Source organism: Bacillus sp. REN16, from assembly GCF_020731355.1.
Classification (GTDB): Bacteria; Bacillota; Bacilli; order Bacillales; family Bacillaceae_L; genus Ferdinandcohnia.
Window position 1 is genome coordinate 173,008 of record NZ_JAJFZK010000006.1, and the last position, 17,911, is coordinate 190,918.

Genomic DNA, 17,911 nt, shown 5'->3' on the forward strand with positions numbered 1-17,911 from the left:
GATTTTTGCTTTACGAAAAAAATGTTACTTGAAATTGTAAAATGTTCAGAAAATAATTGACGCAAAACGCTTGGAATGGTAATATAACGATTAAACAATGACATACATTAACGCTTTTTCGCTTTAATTCAGCAAAACATAAATGTATGAAATTATTATTCTAGTAAAATAATTGAATGCTAGGATAAACAAAAAGAGAAAAGGATATTAAGGGGGATTATGCATGAAAGGTTCAAGTAAATTAGTAGGAGTGTTATTAGCTGGCTTCCTAGCTTTGGCAGGCTGTGGTACTTCAGATAACACTTCAGGTGATGCTGGAGATAGCACTGAAAAAGAGCAATTTGTAGTAGGTATTTCACAGTATGCACCACATACATCGTTAGATGCTGCTACTGAAGGTTTCATTAAAGCATTGGAAGATGAAGGCTTTAATGAAGGCGACAACTTAAAAATTGACTCTCAAAATGCACAAGGTGAGCAAAGTAACACAGCAACAATTGCACAAAACCTTGTTGGTAACAAAGTAGACCTAATCTTTGCAAATGCTACACCAAGTGCAATGGCTGCACTAAATGCAACAAGCGAAATTCCAATTATTTTCACATCTGTAACTGACCCAGTAGGTGCTGGATTAGTAGAAGCTTTTGATAAGCCAGGTGATAATATTACCGGTACAACGGATAACCACCCGGATGCTACAAAAACAACAATTAACTTTATCACGAAGGAAATGGGTGCAAAGAAAATCGGTGTTATCTATAACTCTGGTGAGCAAAACTCTGTTGTACAGGTAGAGCAAGTAAAAGAATTTGCAGAACAAGAAGGTGCGGAATTAGTTGAGGTTTCTGTTTCTACAACGGCTGAAGTAAAACAAGCTGCTGAAAGCTTAGTTGATCGTGTGGATGCCATCTATATTCCAACGGATAATACAGCAGTTCAAGCTTTAGATTCTATTATTGCAGTCGCAAATGATAAGGATATTCCACTTTTCGTTGGTGAACTAGATTCAATGAAAGCTGGTGGATTTGCAGCAAGCGGATTTGAATACTATGATATTGGATACCAATCCGGACTAATGGCTGCTGCGATTCTAAAAGGTGAAAAGAAAGCTTCTGAAATTCCAGTTGAACTTCCAAACAGTCTACAGCTTTTCATTAACAAAAAAGCTGCGGAAGAACAAGGTATTGAAATTAAACCTGAATGGGAAAAAATTGCTGACATCTACGAAGGCGAATAAAAGAAAGGATGATTCAACATGTTTACAGCTTTATTTGGGGCATTTGAATCAGGAATCATCTATGCAATCATGGCAATTGGTGTATACCTGTCCTTCCGGATCCTAGATTTTCCAGATTTGACGGTTGACGGCAGCTTCGTTACAGGAGCTGCTGTTTCCGCCATTTTGATCACAAATGGGGTACATCCTTTTATCGCAACACTTCTAGCACTAGTGGCTGGATTTATTGCCGGTAGTATCACAGGATTACTACACACGGTTGGAAAAATCAATGCATTATTATCTGGTATTTTGATGATGATCGCCCTTTATTCTATCAATCTAAGAATTATGGGTAAATCAAATGTTTCATTATTAAATATTGACACAACCTTTACAAATGTATCCGGTGCATCTGCTTCAACAGGAATAGACTCATTTTTCAATTCGATTTTGGCAGCAATCGGTTTAGGTGATAGCCTGCCCAAAACATGGGGCATCCTGCTGTTCATGATTGTTGTTACATTTGTAATAAAATTATTAATTGACCTTTTTCTCCGAACAGAAATTGGTCTTGCAGTGAGAGCGACTGGAGATAACAAAAAAATGATTTCCAGCTTTTCTGCTAACACAAACCTTATGACAATCCTTGGATTAGGACTTTCCAATGCCCTTGTAGCATTTTCAGGATCTCTCATTGCGCAACAGGGTGGATTCGCCGATGTCGGAATGGGAATTGGAATGATTGTAATTGGCTTAGCATCCGTTATAATTGGTGAAGCTTTATTTGGTGCCAAAACGATTGCAAGAGCAACAATAGCAGTTATTTTCGGAGCAATTATTTATCGTATCGTCGTTTCACTTGCATTACGTGTAGAATTCTTACAGCCGGGAGATATGAAATTAATTACCGCAATCATCGTAATTATAGCGTTAGTCCTTCCTAAAATTCTTGAAGGTACAAAAGAGAAAAGCAGAAGAGCAAAACGACAACAACAACTTCTTAAAATGAAGAGTGCACCTTCAGAAAGAAAGGGTGACGTGAGTGCTACACTTAAATCAAATTCATAAAATCTTTAATGAAGGCACGCCAGATGAAAAGATAGCTCTTGATTGGACTAATTTGCAGTTAAAAGAAGGCGATTTTGTTACTGTTATCGGAAGTAATGGTGCGGGTAAATCAACATTAATGAATATGATTTCCGGTGTGCTCATTCCTGATGCTGGATCAGTAGAAATTACGGGTAAGGATGTTACGTTCCTGCCTGAACATAAACGGTCAAAGCTTATTGGACGCGTATTCCAGGATCCAATGGCAGGGACAGCACCGAATATGACGATTGAAGAAAACCTTGCAATGGCATACTCACGAAATAAAACAAGATCACTTCGTAAAGGGGTCACTAAGAAACGAAAGGACTACTTCAGAGAAGTTCTTGAATCTCTTAATTTAGGGCTGGAAAATCGCTTATCTGCTAAAGTTGGTTTGTTATCTGGAGGAGAACGGCAGGCATTATCACTTTTAATGGCGACTTTTACAGAGCCATCGATTTTATTACTCGATGAACATACTGCAGCACTTGATCCAGCTCGTGCAGAATTAATTACAAACTTAACAAAAGAGATTGTAAAGAAATACAAGCTTACAACTTTAATGGTCACACATAATATGCAGCAAGCTCTTGATCTTGGTAACCGTTTGATTATGATGGATAAGGGACAAATTATTTTAGAGGTTGATGAACAGGAAAAAGAGAATTTGACTATTGATCAATTGCTAAATGAGTTCCAACGAATCAGAGGAGCGCAGATGACAAATGATCGCGCATTACTTTCATAAATAGAAAAACGGCCGCTTTTATCACGAAGCGGTCGTTTTTTACGCTGTGGATTTATTTTGGACAAATTGCTGCTTATCTCTTTCCAATTCCATCGCTGATACAATATAGGCAAAGCCATTTAACATGAAAATAACGACATTCGACTGGACTCGTTCCGTTTCCCCCAAATACGTATTCATTAAGATGATACCGGAGTATATGATCACAAAAAACAATGCAATTTTATTCATTATTATCATTCGACTACAACTCCTTTTCCAATGTCATGTATTATTATTCTATTTATCCATAGGAAGTCCTATGTGTTAAAATGTGTACGAATCATTATTTCGGTCGGAATCAGGAAATTTTTCACCATAACAAACCGAAGGAAGCCCCTGCTTTTAAGTATGGGGAGGAATTCGGTTTTTTATATTTTTTTGAGGTTTTAATAGAAATAGTATGAAAAGTTTGGTAAATTATAATTAGAACAAGCGTTTGGAGGTTTGGAAGATGTCAAAAAAAGACGAGCCTTGTTTCGTGCTATCTTTGCCAATGATTACAACCCAATTTGATGCAAGGCATTTCGATAAAGTATTTGAAGTTTCTCGAAAAATCCAAAATGCGTGTTTAGGTGAAATTTTAAAAAGAGATCGATTAGTCCAAGACAACAAACAATATAGAAAAAATTGTCGTTGTATAAAAGCGGTTCGTCGAAAAATTCAACATTCAAAGGATGAAAAAAAGGTAAAAAAATTTGAAAAAGAGCTTCGTTCTTTGTATACCAAACAAAAGGAAATTGAAGTCCGGTTTGGATTAACAGAATATGCTATTCATAATTTCGTCGTACCTATGAAACATCATTTTAATGGCTTATTAGATATTAATACAGCTCAGAAACTAGCAAGTCGGGCTTGGAAATCATATGAAAAGAAACGTTATGGAGATGGGCGAAAAGTACATTTTAAAAAATACGGAGCTATGACTTCAATTGAAGGAAAGACAAATAAATCCGGTATTACCCTTCGAGAAGGAAAAGGCAAATACGTAGTAAATGTAATAGGAATAAAAGTCCCTGTTAAAGTAAAAGAAACAGATATCTATGCAAAAGAAGCACTAATGAACTTTAAACAGATAAAATACTGTCGCATTGTGAGAAAAATGATACGTGGAAAAATGAGATACTTTGTTCAACTGGTGATCAAGGGAATTCCACCAGCTAAACGGGATAAAGATACTGGTTTATTTAAGGTAAGATTAGGCAAAGGTAGGACTGGCATTGACCCTGGAACCCAAACAATGGCTATTGTTTCTGATGGAGTAGCCTTGCTGCGTGAATTAGCGCCGGATGTAGATAAACTAGAAAAAGTGAAACGTTTACTATTACGTAAAATGGACCGTTCCAAACGTGCAACTAACCCTAATAAATTCAATTCTGATGGAACATTTAAAAATAAAAATAAAGTTCGATGGGTGTTTTCAAATAATTACATCAAGCTTCGGGATCAATTACAAGATATAGGGCGGAATCAGGTAGAGAAACGTAGGCAATCTCATTGTAGGTTAGCGAATGTTGTTTTACGTACTGGAGATGAATTTTATGTAGAAACCATGAACTATCAAGCAGTTCAAAAACGTGCAAAAGAGACAAAAATTAGTGAAAAAACTGGTAAGTTTCAACGTAAAAAACGATATGGAAAATCAATCGCGAATAAGGCGCCTGCTCTTTTCGTTTCCATTTTAGAATACAAATGCAAGTACCTAGGTGCAAAATTCAGGAAAATAAACACTTGGACAGCTAAAGCTAGCCAATATAACCATAAGACGAATGATTATCAAAAGAAAAACCTTCATCAACGCTGGAATCAAGTTGCAGATTTTACTGTTCAAAGGGATTTATATTCGGCTTTTTTAATAAAAAATATTGATAATACTTTGGAGAAAATCGATAAAGATCTTTGCGATAAAACTTTTGGAAATTTAATCATTAAACACGATCTAGAAATTCAGCGATTAAAAATATTGATGCCTTCCATTTCAAGTATAGGCATAATAATGTCTTGATTGTTATAATAGGGTGTGACCTACCTACCGAACGCAAAACAACCGTTGGGCTGTTTGTTCGAGAAAGGTTCTATGAACTAAACCAGTGACTTATTGTGTACTTAGGCATTCTTTTCGAATGGCGCTAGGGAGAAATAAGAAGAAGTTTGGATAATAGAACCCGCCACATTTATATGTGCGGAGTGTCAGTTGTAAGGAAAGAATGTATATAATAAGTACCGAGTTAATCATATTCGAAGGGTGGAAATGCAGCAATGAACATTATCGGATACTCAGTAGAAAAATTAAAGGATCCAACCGGAATTTTAGAAGGCGACCGCTACGAGTTCTTTTTGGATATCGAGGTTCCAGAAGATGATGAATTATATTCCGAAAATGGTATTGAACTTAAAGTGATTTTTGCGGTAGATAGTAAGGGTGAGCGAATTGCTCAATATTATTTTTATGAAAAAGGTGCAGAAAAAGTTCTAGAATTTGAGCTTGAAGAAGAAGAAGAAATCACTATTAATGAATTTTGTAAATCGCATTTAGACGAAGAAAATGAATAAAAATGTCCAAAAATCTTTATAGATAACAAATGTTTGTGTAAAATGAGAGAGTACATCATACATATTAAGCAATAAGGAGTTATAAAAAAATGGAAAAAGTACTTGTTTTTGGTCATAAGAACCCAGATACTGATACAATTTGCTCAAGCATTGCATATGCTGAGCTAAAAAAGAAGCTCGGTCTTGATGCGGAAGCCGTTCGCTTAGGTGAAGTGAACAGTGAAACACAATATGCTTTAAATTATTTCAATGCCCAAGCACCTCGACTTGTGGAAAACGTAGCAAATGAAGTTCAATCCGTTATTTTAGTGGACCACAATGAGCGTCAACAAAGTGCTGATGGACTTGAAAATGTAAAAATCAAAGAAGTCATCGATCATCACCGTGTAGCAAATTTCGAAACTAGTGATCCTTTGTATTTTCGTGTAGAGCCTGTTGGTTGTACTGCAACGATTCTTAACAAGCTTTATAAAGAAAACAATGTAGTAATTACTAAAGAGGTTGCAGGCTTAATGCTTTCAGCAATCATCTCTGACTCACTATTGTTCAAGTCACCAACTTGCACGGAAGAAGACGTTAAAGCTGCTCGCGAATTAGCTGAAATTGCCGGTGTAGACGCTGATAGCTATGGTCTGGAAATGTTAAAAGCAGGTGCTAATGTCAGTGATAAAACTGCTGAACAGTTGGTATCATTAGATTCTAAAGAATTCTCAATGAATGGAAATAAAGTTCAAATTGCTCAAGTTAATGTTGTTGACCCACAGGATGTGCTTACAAGACAAGGTGAGCTTGAAGACGTAATGAATCAACAGATCAGTGACAACGGACTGGATTTATTCTTATTGGTAATTACAGACATTTTAAATAATGATTCTGTAGGACTTGCTATTGGTCAAAAAACAGCCGCAGTAGAAAAAGCATTTAATGTTACACTTGAAAATAAAACAGCAGAATTAAAAGGTGTTGTTTCACGTAAGAAACAAGTTGTTCCAGTACTAACAGACGCATTTAACAGTCTCTAATATTGGATAGAAAGCCCCGATAGGTTTAAAAAACCTTCGGGGCTTATTTTTTAATAATCATCTGCAATTAACTGTCTATCTAAATATGTTTCAATCATTTCACTTATCTGATATGAGACCTGAGGCAGATCATAGTTTTCATAGACATGCTCACAGGAAGTTTTATAGTCCATTGTTTCATCATAATGGTTCATATGACGTTTGATATCCTCTGGACCATCCCCGCGCGTCTTCTGACGTTCATGTACCGTTTCACGATCTGCATAAACAAAGATTCGGATCGCCTTGTCTCCATACATTTGTTTCAACAGGTCAGCACCCTCTGGGTTAAGTGTTAAGTACACCACCTTATGCTTCTTGAAGATATTGACGATGTCAATTTCACGTATTCCATAAAAATGTCCATCAATTTCGACACTCTCCAGAAATTCATTTTGCTGCATCATTTGCTGAAAGGTTTCTTTACTTACAAAGTGGTAATCTTCTCCGTTGTTTTCAAAAGGGCGGGGGCTTCGAGTTGTGAATGAGGGAACAGTTTGCATATCAAATGCTGTACTAACCATTTTGCCTAAGGTTTTCCTACCTGATCCATCTGGACCGGTATAAATAAATATCCTCTGTTTATCCTTTAATTTGTACATAGATTTCCTCCTTCTAAATAAAAAAATTTTACATACGAGTACTAGTTGAAATATTCTGTTTTTTAAGTATAGCATAAATGTGAACAATCGTCCCTAATAGAATGTTAATTTTTTGTGTATTTAGAATTTTCGATGGCGAATATGACATTTATCATATATTGCACATGACACCTATGTCTAGTGCAAACCGTTTTTCTCCTATAACATAAAAAGCGTAGTGAATTGTTTGCAACTTTTCAGCAATTCTCTTATTAAATTTTAAAATCTGATTAAAATATGATTGAGAATGAAGAAAGGAACGATTACATGAACAAATTAGATCAACGAAGCTTACGAAAACAAGTAGCTCCATTTGAAAAATCAAACTTTAAAGCTAGTCTGTTTCAACTTTTCAACACATTAATACCGTATCTTGGATTATGGGTTTTGGCTTATTATTCATTAAACATTTCCTATATATTGACATTAGTGATTGGTGTGATTGCAGCAGGCTTTCTCGTTCGGATTTTTATTATTTTCCATGATTGTTGTCATCACTCTTTCTTTAAAAATCGTAAGGCAAATAAAATCATTGGAACCATTTTTGGAATCTTAACATTGTTTCCTTATGGTAAATGGGGACACGAACATTCAGTCCACCATGCAACTAGTTCAAACTTAGATAAACGTGGAACAGGTGATATCTGGGTAATGACGGTAGAAGAATATATGGAAGCATCCGCTTGGAAACGTCTATGCTACAGAGTATATCGAAATCCATTTGTAATGTTTATTTTAGGACCCATTTTCGTATTCCTAATTGAAAATCGTTTTAACAGAAAGAAAGCAAGAAAAAATGAACGTCTCAACACATATATAACCAATCTTGGGATCGTAGGTCTCGCCGCTATTTTATGTTGGGCAATTGGCTGGCAGTCATTTTTAATTGTTCAAGGTACCATTTTTATGGTTTCAGGGATTGCTGGTGTTTGGTTGTTCTATGTTCAGCACACCTTTGAAGATTCTTATTTTGAGGAAGATGAGAACTGGGAATATGTTAAAGCTGCTGTTGAGGGAAGTTCGTTCTATAAGCTTCCGAAGCCATTACAGTGGTTAACAGGAAATATTGGTTATCATCATGTCCATCACTTAAGTCCAAGAGTACCTAACTATAAGCTTGAAGAGGTTCATAATCAAACAGCGCCACTTCAGCATGTACCAACTATTACTTTGAAAACTAGTTTAAAATCACTAAATTTCCGCCTTTGGGACGAAGATGAAAAAGTGTTTGTAGGCTATGGAAAAATAAAAGAAATGGTTGCTAACCAAAAAGATGTCAAAAAGATTCCCAGCTTAGAAAAATAAGCTGGGTTTTCCTCTATTATGATATGATACAGACTAAACACATTTAAAAATGAGGGTAAACCTATGAAGAAATATTCACTGTTTCAGAAATGGTCGGGAATCTCGCCATATATTTGGGCAGTTATGAGTATCCTGCCGTTTTATTTTATCTTTCAATCGTCATCGACTACTGAAATAATTGTTGGACTCATTTTAACAGTCTTCTTTTTCATTTCATTACGATTTGCTTTTATCTCAAAAAGATGGCCAGTTTATTTGTGGACCTCAATCTTAATCGGGATTTCATTAACCATGTCGATTCTGTTCGCTTTTATTTATTTTGCTTTCTATATTGCGTATTACAATGGAAACATCAAGAACCGCGTTGCTTTTTTAACCCTATATATTATCCATCTAGTTGCCACAACATTTTCGATTAATTATAATCTCGTAATACAGCACGAGGTGTTTTTAACCCAATTACCATTCAACATTATCGTATGGATCAGCGTTATTTTATTGCCATTTAATATTTATAATAAAAAGAAACAAGAGAAACTTGAAGAGCAACTTGAGGATGCGAATAAACGAATTGCTGAGTTGGTAAAACAGGAAGAACGTCAAAGAATCGCTAGGGACCTCCATGATACTTTAGGACAAAAGCTTTCTATGATTGGCTTAAAAAGTGATTTAGCCAGGAAACTGATACATAAAGATCCGGAAAAAGCACGTCATGAATTAAAGGATGTGCAGCAAACAGCAAGAACTGCATTGAATGAAGTTCGAAAAATGGTGTCCCAAATGCGCGGAATTCGGATTAAAGAAGAAATTGCCCGTGTTAAAGAAATTTTGCGTGCAGCTAATATCGAATTTGAGTATATTCAAGAGGGATCATTAAAAGAGGTTTCATTATTTTACGAAAATATTATCAGCATGTTAATAAAAGAAGCCATAAATAATGTTGTGAAACATAGTAAAGCAACCTGTTGTACAATTGAAATTTTACAATCTGATGAAGAACTAACGTTAAGGATTAAAGACAACGGAATTGGCACGAGACCAGATAAAGATAAAGATCTTGTAAATGGACATGGATTACAAGGGATGAGAGAGCGTTTAGAATTTGTAAATGGAAGTCTAGAAATTATAGCTGAGGATGGAACAACTTTACACATCAATATTCCAAATGTTCGTAGACAGGTTGAAGTGGAGGGACTTTTATGATTCGAATCGTAATTATTGAAGACCAAAAAATGGTCCTTGGGGCATTAGGTTCACTCTTAAATTTAGAGGATGATATGGAAGTAGTTGGAATGGCTGCTAACGGAAAAGATGCAATTTCACTTGTAAAGGAATTACAGCCAGATATTTGCCTGATGGATATTGAGATGCCATTAAAAACAGGACTTGAAGCAGCCGAGGAACTAAAAGAAACAGATTGCAAATTGATTATTCTAACTACCTTTGCCCGTACAGGATATTTCCAACGTGCTTTAAAAGCAGGTGTGAAGGGCTACCTTTTAAAAGATAGCCCGAGCGACGAATTAGCTGATTCTATACGCAGTGTTATGAGTGGAAAACGTGTCTATGCCCCAGAATTAATGGATGATTTGTACTCAGATGAAAATCCATTAACTGACCGTGAACGTGAGGTACTTGAATTAGTTGCTGACGGAAAAAACACGAAGGAAATAGCGGATGAACTTAGAATTAAGACAGGAACGGTCCGTAACTATATTTCAACTATTTTAGATAAACTTGAGGTAAAAAACAGGATTGAAGCGATCACGCAGTCAAAAGAAAAAGGCTGGTTTAAGTAAATTGAAAAAAATATTGAATTATTGCAGGTGCAGGAATAAAATAAGGATGCAATACATTTCGTTTTAGGGTGGAATAATCATGGGGAACCTTGGTTTTGGTGAAATATTGTTAATTGTCTTTTTTGCATTAATTGTATTCGGACCTAAAAAGCTTCCTGAGCTAGGAAAAGCAGCAGGAACAACACTTCGAGAATTTAAAAAGGCAACAAAAGGTATCCTTGATGATGAGGATATTGAAACTAAATCAAAATAAGAAATGGAATTGGAGAGGGTGCACCTCTCTTTTTTATTTGAATCCAATCTTCTTATTTGAAAATTGCATTTACGTGTGAGAAACTAATAATGGTAAATCTTTCAATTCTAAGGAGGATATAAATGGTAAAAAGACTTCAAGATACAACAACTTTACATAACGGAGTAAAAATGCCATGGTTCGGATTGGGCGTATTTAAGGTACAACAAGGACAAGAAGTTATTGATTCCGTAAAATGGGCCATCAAGCATGGTTATAAAAGCATCGACACTGCTGCTGTCTATAAAAACGAAGAAGGGGTAGGACAAGCAATTCGTGAATCTGGCATCAATCGGGAAGAATTGTTTGTTACATCGAAGGTTTGGAACACTGACCAAGGTTACGAATCAACACTACAAGCTTTCGAAACAAGCCTCCAAAAACTAGGTCTAGACTACTTAGATTTATACCTTATTCACTGGCCAGGTAAGGACAAATATATTGAAACTTGGCATGCGCTTGAAAAACTTTATAAAGATGGACGTGTACGTGCTATTGGAGTAAGTAATTTCAATGTGCATCATCTCGAAAATCTCATCAAAAATTCAGAAATCAAGCCAATGGTAAACCAAGTTGAATACCATCCGCATCTTACACAAACAGAATTGCATGAATTCTGTAAAAAGGAAGGTATTCAGTTAGAAGCTTGGTCACCACTTAAGCGCGGAGAATTATTGAATGATCCAACCCTTTTAGAAATTAGCAAAAAATATAACAAATCCGTAGCACAGGTTATTTTACGTTGGGATCTTCAAAACGGCGTTATAACGATTCCAAAATCCATCAAAGAAAACCGTATCCAGGAAAATGCCAATGTTTTTGACTTTGAGCTTTCACAGGAGGATATGGAGAGAATTAGTGCACTTAACCAAAATGATCGAATTGGATCAGACCCAGACACAAATATGACAGGATTTGAATGATTACAAAACTAACCGCACGGAATCTCCGTGTGGTTTTTTGAATAAAAAAGATGTTTTAATCACTTCACTATGGTAGATTACTACTATATTAATATACTAAAATTTTCCAAATGCATTGACAATTGGAATGGCTCACTAATACAATAGTAGATAGTTAATAGATAATAGGAAAATTCAGAAATTAGAGGTTCTTAGTTATGAGTCAAAAAATAGCCATTGGCAAAATTGCTGTACTGCTTGCAACCTTAACAGAAGATGAAATGACATTTTTTACTCCTTTATTACAGAATGTTAAATACTGTCAAGGAAAAGTCGGTTCTATGAACATGCAGAAGGTTATAGCTGCGGTTGAGACAACCGCAAAACGCCATGGTCTTATCCATGAGTCACAATACCGTGAAACACATGCTTTATACCACGCGATTATAGAAGGAATTGAAGGTGTAACAAGAGGGCAAACGGCAATCGGTGAAATCAGTCGAACTGTTGGTCTTCGATTTGCAATTGTTCGGGGAACTCCATATACGAATGAAGAAGAAGGCGAATGGATTGCGGTAGCGTTTTACGGAACAATTGGGGCGCCAATCAAAGGCCTTGAACATGAAACAATCGGTCTCGGAATCAATCATATTTAAAAAAATACAATGTTTACATTGCCTATAGTCCTTTAGTCAATAGGAGGCGATGATGGTATCTCTATGCCATTATCGCCTCTTTACTTTTTGGAAGACTCATTACTAGAACATGCCACAATTTCATAAATATTTAGGAGGATGATGTTTATGGTTGAGTTAACAGGAAAGTCGTTAACTTTAGAAAAAGTCAAACAGATCTGCTATGACGATGAACAAGTAACGATTAGCAAAGAATCGCTTCGAAAAGTAGAACAAAGCCGGAATGCCGTGGAAAAAATTGTGGCTGATAAGAAGACGATCTACGGAATTAATACTGGCTTCGGTAAATTTAGTGATGTCATCATTGCCGATGAGGATGTAAATGACTTACAGCTCAATTTAATTCGCTCCCATGCCTGTGGTGTCGGCGATCCATTCCCTGAAGTTGTTTCACGAGCCATGGTTTTACTTCGGTTGAATGCACTTCTTAAAGGTTATTCCGGGATTCGTCCAGTCATTGCGGAAAGACTTGTAACTTTATTAAATATGAAAATACATCCAGTTATTCCACAGCAGGGTTCACTGGGGGCATCCGGAGATTTAGCACCACTCTCACATTTAGCTCTTGTCCTGCTTGGGGATGGAAAAGTGTATTACAAGGGGCAGATATTCCCGACCAGGCAGGTTTTTGAAATAGAAGGCATTCAGCCAGTTGTCCTGCAGGCTAAAGAGGGTCTGGCACTGATTAACGGTACCCAAGCAATGACTGCAATGGGTGTTGTCAATTGGTTGGAAGCATCGCAACTTGCCTTACAAAGTGAAATGATTGCTGCCCTTACGCTTGAAGGACTTGAAGGAATCATTGATGCTTTCCATCCTGCTATACATGAGGTACGTGGATATCAACAGCAAATTGATGTGGCAAAACGGATTCGCGGGCTGCTATCTGGCAGCAAATTGATTACAAACCAAGGAGAAAAGCGGGTTCAGGATGCCTACTCCCTGCGTTGTATTCCCCAGGTACACGGTGCATCCTGGCAGGCATTAGACTATGTGAAGGAAAAACTAGAAATTGAGATAAACGCAGCCACTGATAATCCGTTAATTTTTGAAGATGGAAATTTGGTTATTTCAGGCGGAAATTTCCATGGGCAACCGATTGCCATTGCGATGGATTTTATGAAAATTGCCGTTGCTGAGTTTGGAAGTATTTCCGAGCGTCGCATCGAAAGACTTGTGAACCCTCAGCTCAATGATTTGCCACCATTTTTAAGTGCCCAGCCAGGTTTACAATCTGGGGCAATGATTATGCAATATGTTGCAGCATCACTCGTATCCGAAAATAAAACACTTGCGCATCCTGCAAGTGTAGACTCAATTCCGTCATCTGCCAACCAGGAGGACCATGTGAGTATGGGGACAATCGGCGCACGCCATGCCTACCAAATAATCCAAAATGTCCGAAGAGTTTTAGCGATTGAATGTATTTGTGCTTTGCAGGCAGTTGAATACCGTGGCACCGAAAAAATGGCGCATGCAACTCATGTGTTTTACGAGGAAGCAAGAAAAACAGTGCCTTCTATCATAGCGGATCGCGTGTTCTCTGAGGATATTGAGAGGGTGACGGAATGGCTTAAAAAAAATAATCTAGTGTGGACAGCCAATCTATCGGATATAAATCTAGAAAAGGGGAATGAACCATGTCAATTCAAAACCGTGTCGATCATGTAAAAAAAGGTTTGGAGCTTGAGTGTAAAGGGTGGGAGCAGGAAGCCGCATTACGAATGTTATATAACAATTTAGATCCTGAGGTTGCGGAAAAACCAGAAGAGCTGGTCGTGTATGGAGGAATCGGAAAAGCTGCAAGGAATTGGGAAGCATTTGATGCCATCGTATCTACCCTGCGTCGTTTGGAAAATGATGAAACAATGCTAATTCAGTCTGGCAAACCCGTCGCAGTGTTTAAGACCCAAAGGGCGCACCACGTGTATTACTTTCAAATTCTGTTCTAGTTCCAAAATGGGCAAACTGGGAGCATTTTCATGAATTAGATAAGAAGGGCTTAATGATGTATGGCCAAATGACAGCAGGAAGCTGGATTTACATTGGTTCCCAAGGAATTTTACAAGGTACTTATGAAACATTTGCTGAAGTTGCACGTCAACATTTTGGCGGCTCATTAAAGGGAACAATTACCCTTACTGCTGGATTAGGTGGAATGGGGGGCGCACAGACACTTGCTGTTACCATGAATGGTGGCGTATGTATAGCTGTGGATGTTGACAAATCCCGCATTCAAAAACGAATCGAAACAAAATATTGTGATAGAATGACAGATTCATTGGATGAAGCCATCAAATGGGCATTGGAAGCAAAACACAATGGTGTAGCCTTGTCGATTGGATTAATTGGAAATGCAGCGGAGATACATCATGAACTTTTATCCCGGAATATACAAATTGATGTGATGACTGATCAAACTTCCTCGCATGACCCGTTAAATGGATATGTGCCAGAAGGTTTTTCCATCGAAGAGGCAAACAAATTGCGTGTCAACGATCCGAAAAAATATGTTGAATTATCGACAGTATCAATGGCAAATCATGTTCGGGCAATGCTTGAATTCCAACGCAGAGGAACGGTGACTTTTGATTATGGAAACAATATTCGCCAAGTTGCAAAGGACGAAGGTGTCGATAATGCGTTCGATTTTCCAGGCTTTGTTCCAGCTTATATTCGTCCATTATTCTGTGAAGGAAAAGGACCATTCCGTTGGGCGGCTCTATCAGGAGACCCGCAAGATATATATCGAACAGATGCACTAATTAAAGAACTTTTTCCGGAAAATGAAGCATTGCTTCGCTGGATAAATATGGCTCAAGAAAAGGTGGAGTTCCAGGGTCTCCCAGCTCGAATCTGCTGGCTGGGTTACGGAGAACGGGTAAAAATGGGCCTTGCGATTAATGAATTGGTTCGTAAGGGAGAATTGAAAGCACCGATTGTAATTGGTCGTGACCATTTAGACTGTGGCTCTGTTGCTTCACCTAACAGAGAAACTGAAAGCATGAAGGATGGCAGTGATGCAGTGGGCGACTGGGCTATTTTAAATGCTTTAATTAACGTAGCAGCAGGAGGTTCTTGGATTTCTGTCCATCACGGTGGCGGTGTAGGCATGGGTTATTCCCTTCACGCAGGAATGGTTGTTGTTGCTGATGGTACCGATCTAGCAGAAGAACGTTTGCGTCGTGTTTTAACCACAGACCCTGGCATGGGAATTGTTCGTCATGCGGATGCAGGCTATGAAAAGGCAATTGAAATGGCGAAGGAAAAAGGTGTCGATATCCCTATGTTGTAAGGACTTTTTATCAAGAAAGGAGCGCTACCATGCAATACGATTTACTCGTTCACAATATTGGACAATTAATTTTGCCACAAGAATCTTCCAAACCTTTAAAAGGGGAAGAAATGAAACAACTTACCGTTAAACAAAATGCAGCATTTGCAATACGAGCTGGACAAATAGCTTGGATTGGTACAAATGAAGATGCAAATAACATACAAACAAAAGAAAGCCTAGATGCGGGACAAAAAGTCGTATCACCAGGCTTAGTTGACCCGCATACGCATTTAGTTTTCGGTGGTTCACGAGAAAAGGAGCTTGTTCTGAAGCAAGCAGGTGTGCCATACCTTGAAATTCTTGCAAAGGGTGGGGGCATTTTATCAACCGTAGAAGCAACAAGAAAGGCAACAGAAAATGAATTATATGAAAAAGCTTCCTTCCATCTAAAACGGATCATTTCATACGGAGTGACAATGATGGAAGCTAAAAGTGGATATGGGTTAGATCCGGAAGCGGAATTAAAACAGCTTAAGGTGGTAAAAAAACTCCAAGATAATTATCCAATTTCAATTGTATCAACATTCTTGGGACCACATGCCATACCTCCATCCTACAAAGGGAAAGAGGATGAATTTTTAGAAGAAATGGTTCAGCTTCTTGACACTGTTAAAGAAGACAAACTCGCAGAATTTGCGGATATTTTCTGTGAAACAGGTGTATTTACGACTCAGCAATCCAAGTACTTTTTACAAAAAGCAAAGGAAAAGGGGTTTGGGCTAAAAATTCATGCTGATGAAATTGATTCTTTAGGAGGAACTGAACTAGCTGTAAAACTAGGTGCAACAAGTGCAGACCACCTTGTTGCTGCGTCAGATGAAGCCATTGACTTTCTGTGTAAAGGAGAAACAGTTGCAGTTCTTTTGCCTGGAACGACATTCTATCTTGGTAAGGACACCTATGCTCGTGCCCGAAAAATGATTGATTCCGGAGCCGCAGTTGCACTTGCAACGGATTTTAATCCTGGTAGTTGTGTGACCGAAAACTTACAGCTGATTATGTCCCTTGCCGCACTGAAATTAAAAATGACGCCAGAAGAAATATGGAATGCAGTCACTGTCAATGCGGCATTTGCAATTGGCAGGGGAGGAGAAGCCGGTACACTCACAATCGGTCAGAAAGCAAATTTCGTCCTGTGGGATATTCCAAATTATATGTACCTTCCATATCATTTTGGCGTAAACCATACAAACAGTGTCTACATGAATGGAACAAAAGTGTGGGGGAGAACCGATAATGACTGATTTCAAATACCTCACACCGGGTCAACCAGCTATTTTCAAAGATAAATATGTAACTAAAGTGTCAGAAAGTATCCAACCATATATACAAGGAGCAAAGGCCGATATTGGAATCATCGGCCTGCCAGCGTCCAAGTCATCAATTTCTCCATCACTTGCAGCTGATGCACCAAAAACGATCCGAAACGCACTAAATGCATATTCTACTTTTTCGGGGGAACGAAATCATGATTTCAAGGACACAACAATTTTAGATTTTGGTGATGTACTTATACATCCAACTAATCTTGAGGAAACGACTGAACGTTTATTTATAAGTGTAAAAGAAATGCTGCAAACCAACGCATGCAATCGGTATATAATACTAGGCGGTGACCATGGTGTCAGCTATCCTTCAATTCGAGCATTTAAAGAGGAATTTGGTCGAATTGGTGTCATTCAATGGGATGCCCATCACGATGTCCGAAATTTAGAGGATGGCGGCAGAACAAATGGGACTCCTTTTCGAAGTCTGCTTGAAGGTGGATTTTTAAATGGGGAGGACCTTATCCAGATCGGAATTCGGGATTATTCAAATGCCAAGGAATATCACGAATATGTAAAAAATATGAGTGTTGTCGTATATACGATGGATCATGTTGATCAGATGGGCGTTGTTCCCATACTTCAAAAAGAAATTAATCGATTGGCACAAAAGGTTGATTTTATCTATTTATCAGTTGATATGGATGTTGTAGATCAAGCATTTGCACCAGGCTGTCCGGCAATAGGACCTGGTGGTTTGACATCAAGAGAACTTCTGGCAGGTATCACAGCCGCTGCAAAACATCCAAAGGTCAAGGCAATGGATATTGTTGAAATCGATCCATCGAAGGATGTGCGTGATATCACAAGCAGACTTGCAGCTCATGTGATGATGCGATTTATGTATCAGTGAATAGTAAATACTATTTGACAGGGGATGCCAGAAGGTAGCATCCCCTTTTCTTA

The 17,911-nt window shown here is 37.8% G+C and carries 17 protein-coding genes and 1 pseudogene; 16 read left to right on the forward strand and 2 right to left on the reverse strand.

Annotated elements, in window-relative coordinates:
• The first annotated feature begins 223 nt into the window (after positions 1-223).
• Genes LKW28_RS09865 through LKW28_RS09875 form a run of 3 tightly spaced genes read left to right on the forward strand, consistent with a single transcriptional unit; the run spans position 224 to position 3,056 of the window.
• Positions 224-1,237 carry an ABC transporter substrate-binding protein gene (locus LKW28_RS09865; RefSeq protein WP_229140196.1) on the forward strand — a complete coding sequence of 338 codons (1,014 nt, stop codon included), beginning with the start codon at positions 224-226 and terminating at the stop codon, positions 1,235-1,237.
• Between the two features lie 18 nt (positions 1,238-1,255).
• Positions 1,256-2,287: an ABC transporter permease gene (locus LKW28_RS09870; protein ID WP_229140197.1), complete on the forward strand. Its 1,032-nt coding sequence runs from the start codon at positions 1,256-1,258 to the stop codon at positions 2,285-2,287.
• Complete coding sequence (locus LKW28_RS09875) at positions 2,262-3,056, forward strand: ABC transporter ATP-binding protein (protein ID WP_229140198.1); 795 nt, start codon at positions 2,262-2,264, stop codon at positions 3,054-3,056. The genes LKW28_RS09870 and LKW28_RS09875 overlap by 26 nt, the downstream gene beginning before the upstream one ends.
• 39 nt (positions 3,057-3,095) lie before the next feature.
• On the opposite strand, the gene LKW28_RS09880 is transcribed toward LKW28_RS09875, so the two are convergent.
• Positions 3,096-3,296, reverse strand: a complete 201-nt coding sequence (locus LKW28_RS09880; RefSeq protein ID WP_229140199.1) for a hypothetical protein — start codon at positions 3,294-3,296, stop codon at positions 3,096-3,098.
• Positions 3,297-3,549: 253 nt separating this feature from the next.
• Here LKW28_RS09880 and LKW28_RS09885 point away from each other — a divergent pair, with 253 nt between their 5' ends.
• The 3 genes from LKW28_RS09885 (at position 3,550) to LKW28_RS09895 (ending at position 6,670) form a co-directional block, all read left to right on the forward strand.
• Positions 3,550-5,100 carry a transposase gene (locus LKW28_RS09885; RefSeq protein WP_229140200.1) on the forward strand — a complete coding sequence of 517 codons (1,551 nt, stop codon included), beginning with the start codon at positions 3,550-3,552 and terminating at the stop codon, positions 5,098-5,100.
• Positions 5,101-5,354: 254 nt separating this feature from the next.
• Positions 5,355-5,648, forward strand: coding sequence for a DUF6509 family protein (locus tag LKW28_RS09890; RefSeq protein ID WP_229140201.1), 294 nt, complete (start codon positions 5,355-5,357; stop codon positions 5,646-5,648).
• 89 nt (positions 5,649-5,737) lie between these two features.
• Positions 5,738-6,670, forward strand: coding sequence for a manganese-dependent inorganic pyrophosphatase (locus LKW28_RS09895; RefSeq protein WP_229140202.1), 933 nt, complete (start codon positions 5,738-5,740; stop codon positions 6,668-6,670).
• Positions 6,671-6,720: 50 nt separating this feature from the next.
• Here the strand turns inward: LKW28_RS09895 and LKW28_RS09900 are convergent, their stop codons facing one another.
• Positions 6,721-7,311: a guanylate kinase gene (locus LKW28_RS09900; protein ID WP_229140203.1), complete on the reverse strand. Its 591-nt coding sequence runs from the start codon at positions 7,309-7,311 to the stop codon at positions 6,721-6,723.
• Between the two features lie 306 nt (positions 7,312-7,617).
• On the opposite strand from LKW28_RS09900, the gene LKW28_RS09905 reads away from it, so the two are divergent.
• The 10 genes and pseudogenes from LKW28_RS09905 to hutG all read left to right on the forward strand — a co-directional run bounded on the left by LKW28_RS09905 (position 7,618) and on the right by hutG (position 17,858).
• The gene (locus LKW28_RS09905) at positions 7,618-8,655 is read left to right on the forward strand and encodes a fatty acid desaturase (protein ID WP_229140204.1); all 1,038 of its coding nucleotides are present in this window, start codon (positions 7,618-7,620) and stop codon (positions 8,653-8,655) included.
• Between the two features lie 63 nt (positions 8,656-8,718).
• Positions 8,719-9,858: a sensor histidine kinase gene (locus tag LKW28_RS09910; protein ID WP_229140205.1), complete on the forward strand. Its 1,140-nt coding sequence runs from the start codon at positions 8,719-8,721 to the stop codon at positions 9,856-9,858.
• Positions 9,855-10,454: a response regulator transcription factor gene (locus LKW28_RS09915; protein WP_229140206.1), complete on the forward strand. Its 600-nt coding sequence runs from the start codon at positions 9,855-9,857 to the stop codon at positions 10,452-10,454. The genes LKW28_RS09910 and LKW28_RS09915 overlap by 4 nt, the downstream gene beginning before the upstream one ends.
• A gap of 79 nt (positions 10,455-10,533) precedes the next feature.
• Positions 10,534-10,707 carry a twin-arginine translocase TatA/TatE family subunit gene (locus LKW28_RS09920; RefSeq protein ID WP_229140207.1) on the forward strand — a complete coding sequence of 58 codons (174 nt, stop codon included), beginning with the start codon at positions 10,534-10,536 and terminating at the stop codon, positions 10,705-10,707.
• A 122-nt stretch (positions 10,708-10,829) separates the two neighbouring features.
• Entirely contained in the window at positions 10,830-11,669 is an 840-nt protein-coding gene (locus LKW28_RS09925) for an aldo/keto reductase (protein ID WP_229140208.1), read from the forward strand.
• Positions 11,670-11,866: 197 nt separating this feature from the next.
• Positions 11,867-12,304, forward strand: a complete 438-nt coding sequence (hutP, locus tag LKW28_RS09930; protein WP_229140209.1) for a hut operon transcriptional regulator HutP — start codon at positions 11,867-11,869, stop codon at positions 12,302-12,304.
• Between the two features lie 147 nt (positions 12,305-12,451).
• Positions 12,452-14,014, forward strand: coding sequence for a histidine ammonia-lyase (hutH, locus tag LKW28_RS09935; RefSeq protein WP_229140210.1), 1,563 nt, complete (start codon positions 12,452-12,454; stop codon positions 14,012-14,014).
• A pseudogene (gene hutU, locus LKW28_RS09940) lies at positions 13,984-15,638 on the forward strand (urocanate hydratase). The gene hutH and the pseudogene hutU overlap by 31 nt, the downstream one beginning before the upstream one ends.
• A 29-nt stretch (positions 15,639-15,667) precedes the next feature.
• Entirely contained in the window at positions 15,668-16,924 is a 1,257-nt protein-coding gene (gene hutI, locus LKW28_RS09945; RefSeq protein WP_229140211.1) for an imidazolonepropionase, read from the forward strand.
• Entirely contained in the window at positions 16,917-17,858 is a 942-nt protein-coding gene (hutG, locus tag LKW28_RS09950) for a formimidoylglutamase (RefSeq protein ID WP_229140212.1), read from the forward strand. Before hutI ends, hutG begins: the two co-directional genes overlap by 8 nt.
• Positions 17,859-17,911: the final 53 nt, after the last annotated feature.

What these genes read in the sequence shown, in the direction of transcription:
- LKW28_RS09865 (WP_229140196.1), top strand. Translation starts at nt 224, where the DNA reads ATGAAAGGTTCAAGTAAATTAGTAGGAGTGTTATTAGCTGGCTTCCTA.
- LKW28_RS09870 (WP_229140197.1), top strand. Translation starts at nt 1,256, where the DNA reads ATGTTTACAGCTTTATTTGGGGCATTTGAATCAGGAATCATCTATGCA.
- LKW28_RS09880 (WP_229140199.1), bottom strand. Translation starts at nt 3,296, where the DNA reads ATGATAATAATGAATAAAATTGCATTGTTTTTTGTGATCATATACTCC.
- LKW28_RS09885 (WP_229140200.1), top strand. Translation starts at nt 3,550, where the DNA reads ATGTCAAAAAAAGACGAGCCTTGTTTCGTGCTATCTTTGCCAATGATT.
- LKW28_RS09890 (WP_229140201.1), top strand. Translation starts at nt 5,355, where the DNA reads ATGAACATTATCGGATACTCAGTAGAAAAATTAAAGGATCCAACCGGA.
- LKW28_RS09895 (WP_229140202.1), top strand. Translation starts at nt 5,738, where the DNA reads ATGGAAAAAGTACTTGTTTTTGGTCATAAGAACCCAGATACTGATACA.
- LKW28_RS09900 (WP_229140203.1), bottom strand. Translation starts at nt 7,311, where the DNA reads ATGTACAAATTAAAGGATAAACAGAGGATATTTATTTATACCGGTCCA.
- LKW28_RS09905 (WP_229140204.1), top strand. Translation starts at nt 7,618, where the DNA reads ATGAACAAATTAGATCAACGAAGCTTACGAAAACAAGTAGCTCCATTT.
- LKW28_RS09910 (WP_229140205.1), top strand. Translation starts at nt 8,719, where the DNA reads ATGAAGAAATATTCACTGTTTCAGAAATGGTCGGGAATCTCGCCATAT.
- LKW28_RS09915 (WP_229140206.1), top strand. Translation starts at nt 9,855, where the DNA reads ATGATTCGAATCGTAATTATTGAAGACCAAAAAATGGTCCTTGGGGCA.
- LKW28_RS09920 (WP_229140207.1), top strand. Translation starts at nt 10,534, where the DNA reads ATGGGGAACCTTGGTTTTGGTGAAATATTGTTAATTGTCTTTTTTGCA.
- LKW28_RS09925 (WP_229140208.1), top strand. Translation starts at nt 10,830, where the DNA reads ATGGTAAAAAGACTTCAAGATACAACAACTTTACATAACGGAGTAAAA.
- hutP (WP_229140209.1), top strand. Translation starts at nt 11,867, where the DNA reads ATGAGTCAAAAAATAGCCATTGGCAAAATTGCTGTACTGCTTGCAACC.
- hutH (WP_229140210.1), top strand. Translation starts at nt 12,452, where the DNA reads ATGGTTGAGTTAACAGGAAAGTCGTTAACTTTAGAAAAAGTCAAACAG.
- hutI (WP_229140211.1), top strand. Translation starts at nt 15,668, where the DNA reads ATGCAATACGATTTACTCGTTCACAATATTGGACAATTAATTTTGCCA.
- hutG (WP_229140212.1), top strand. Translation starts at nt 16,917, where the DNA reads ATGACTGATTTCAAATACCTCACACCGGGTCAACCAGCTATTTTCAAA.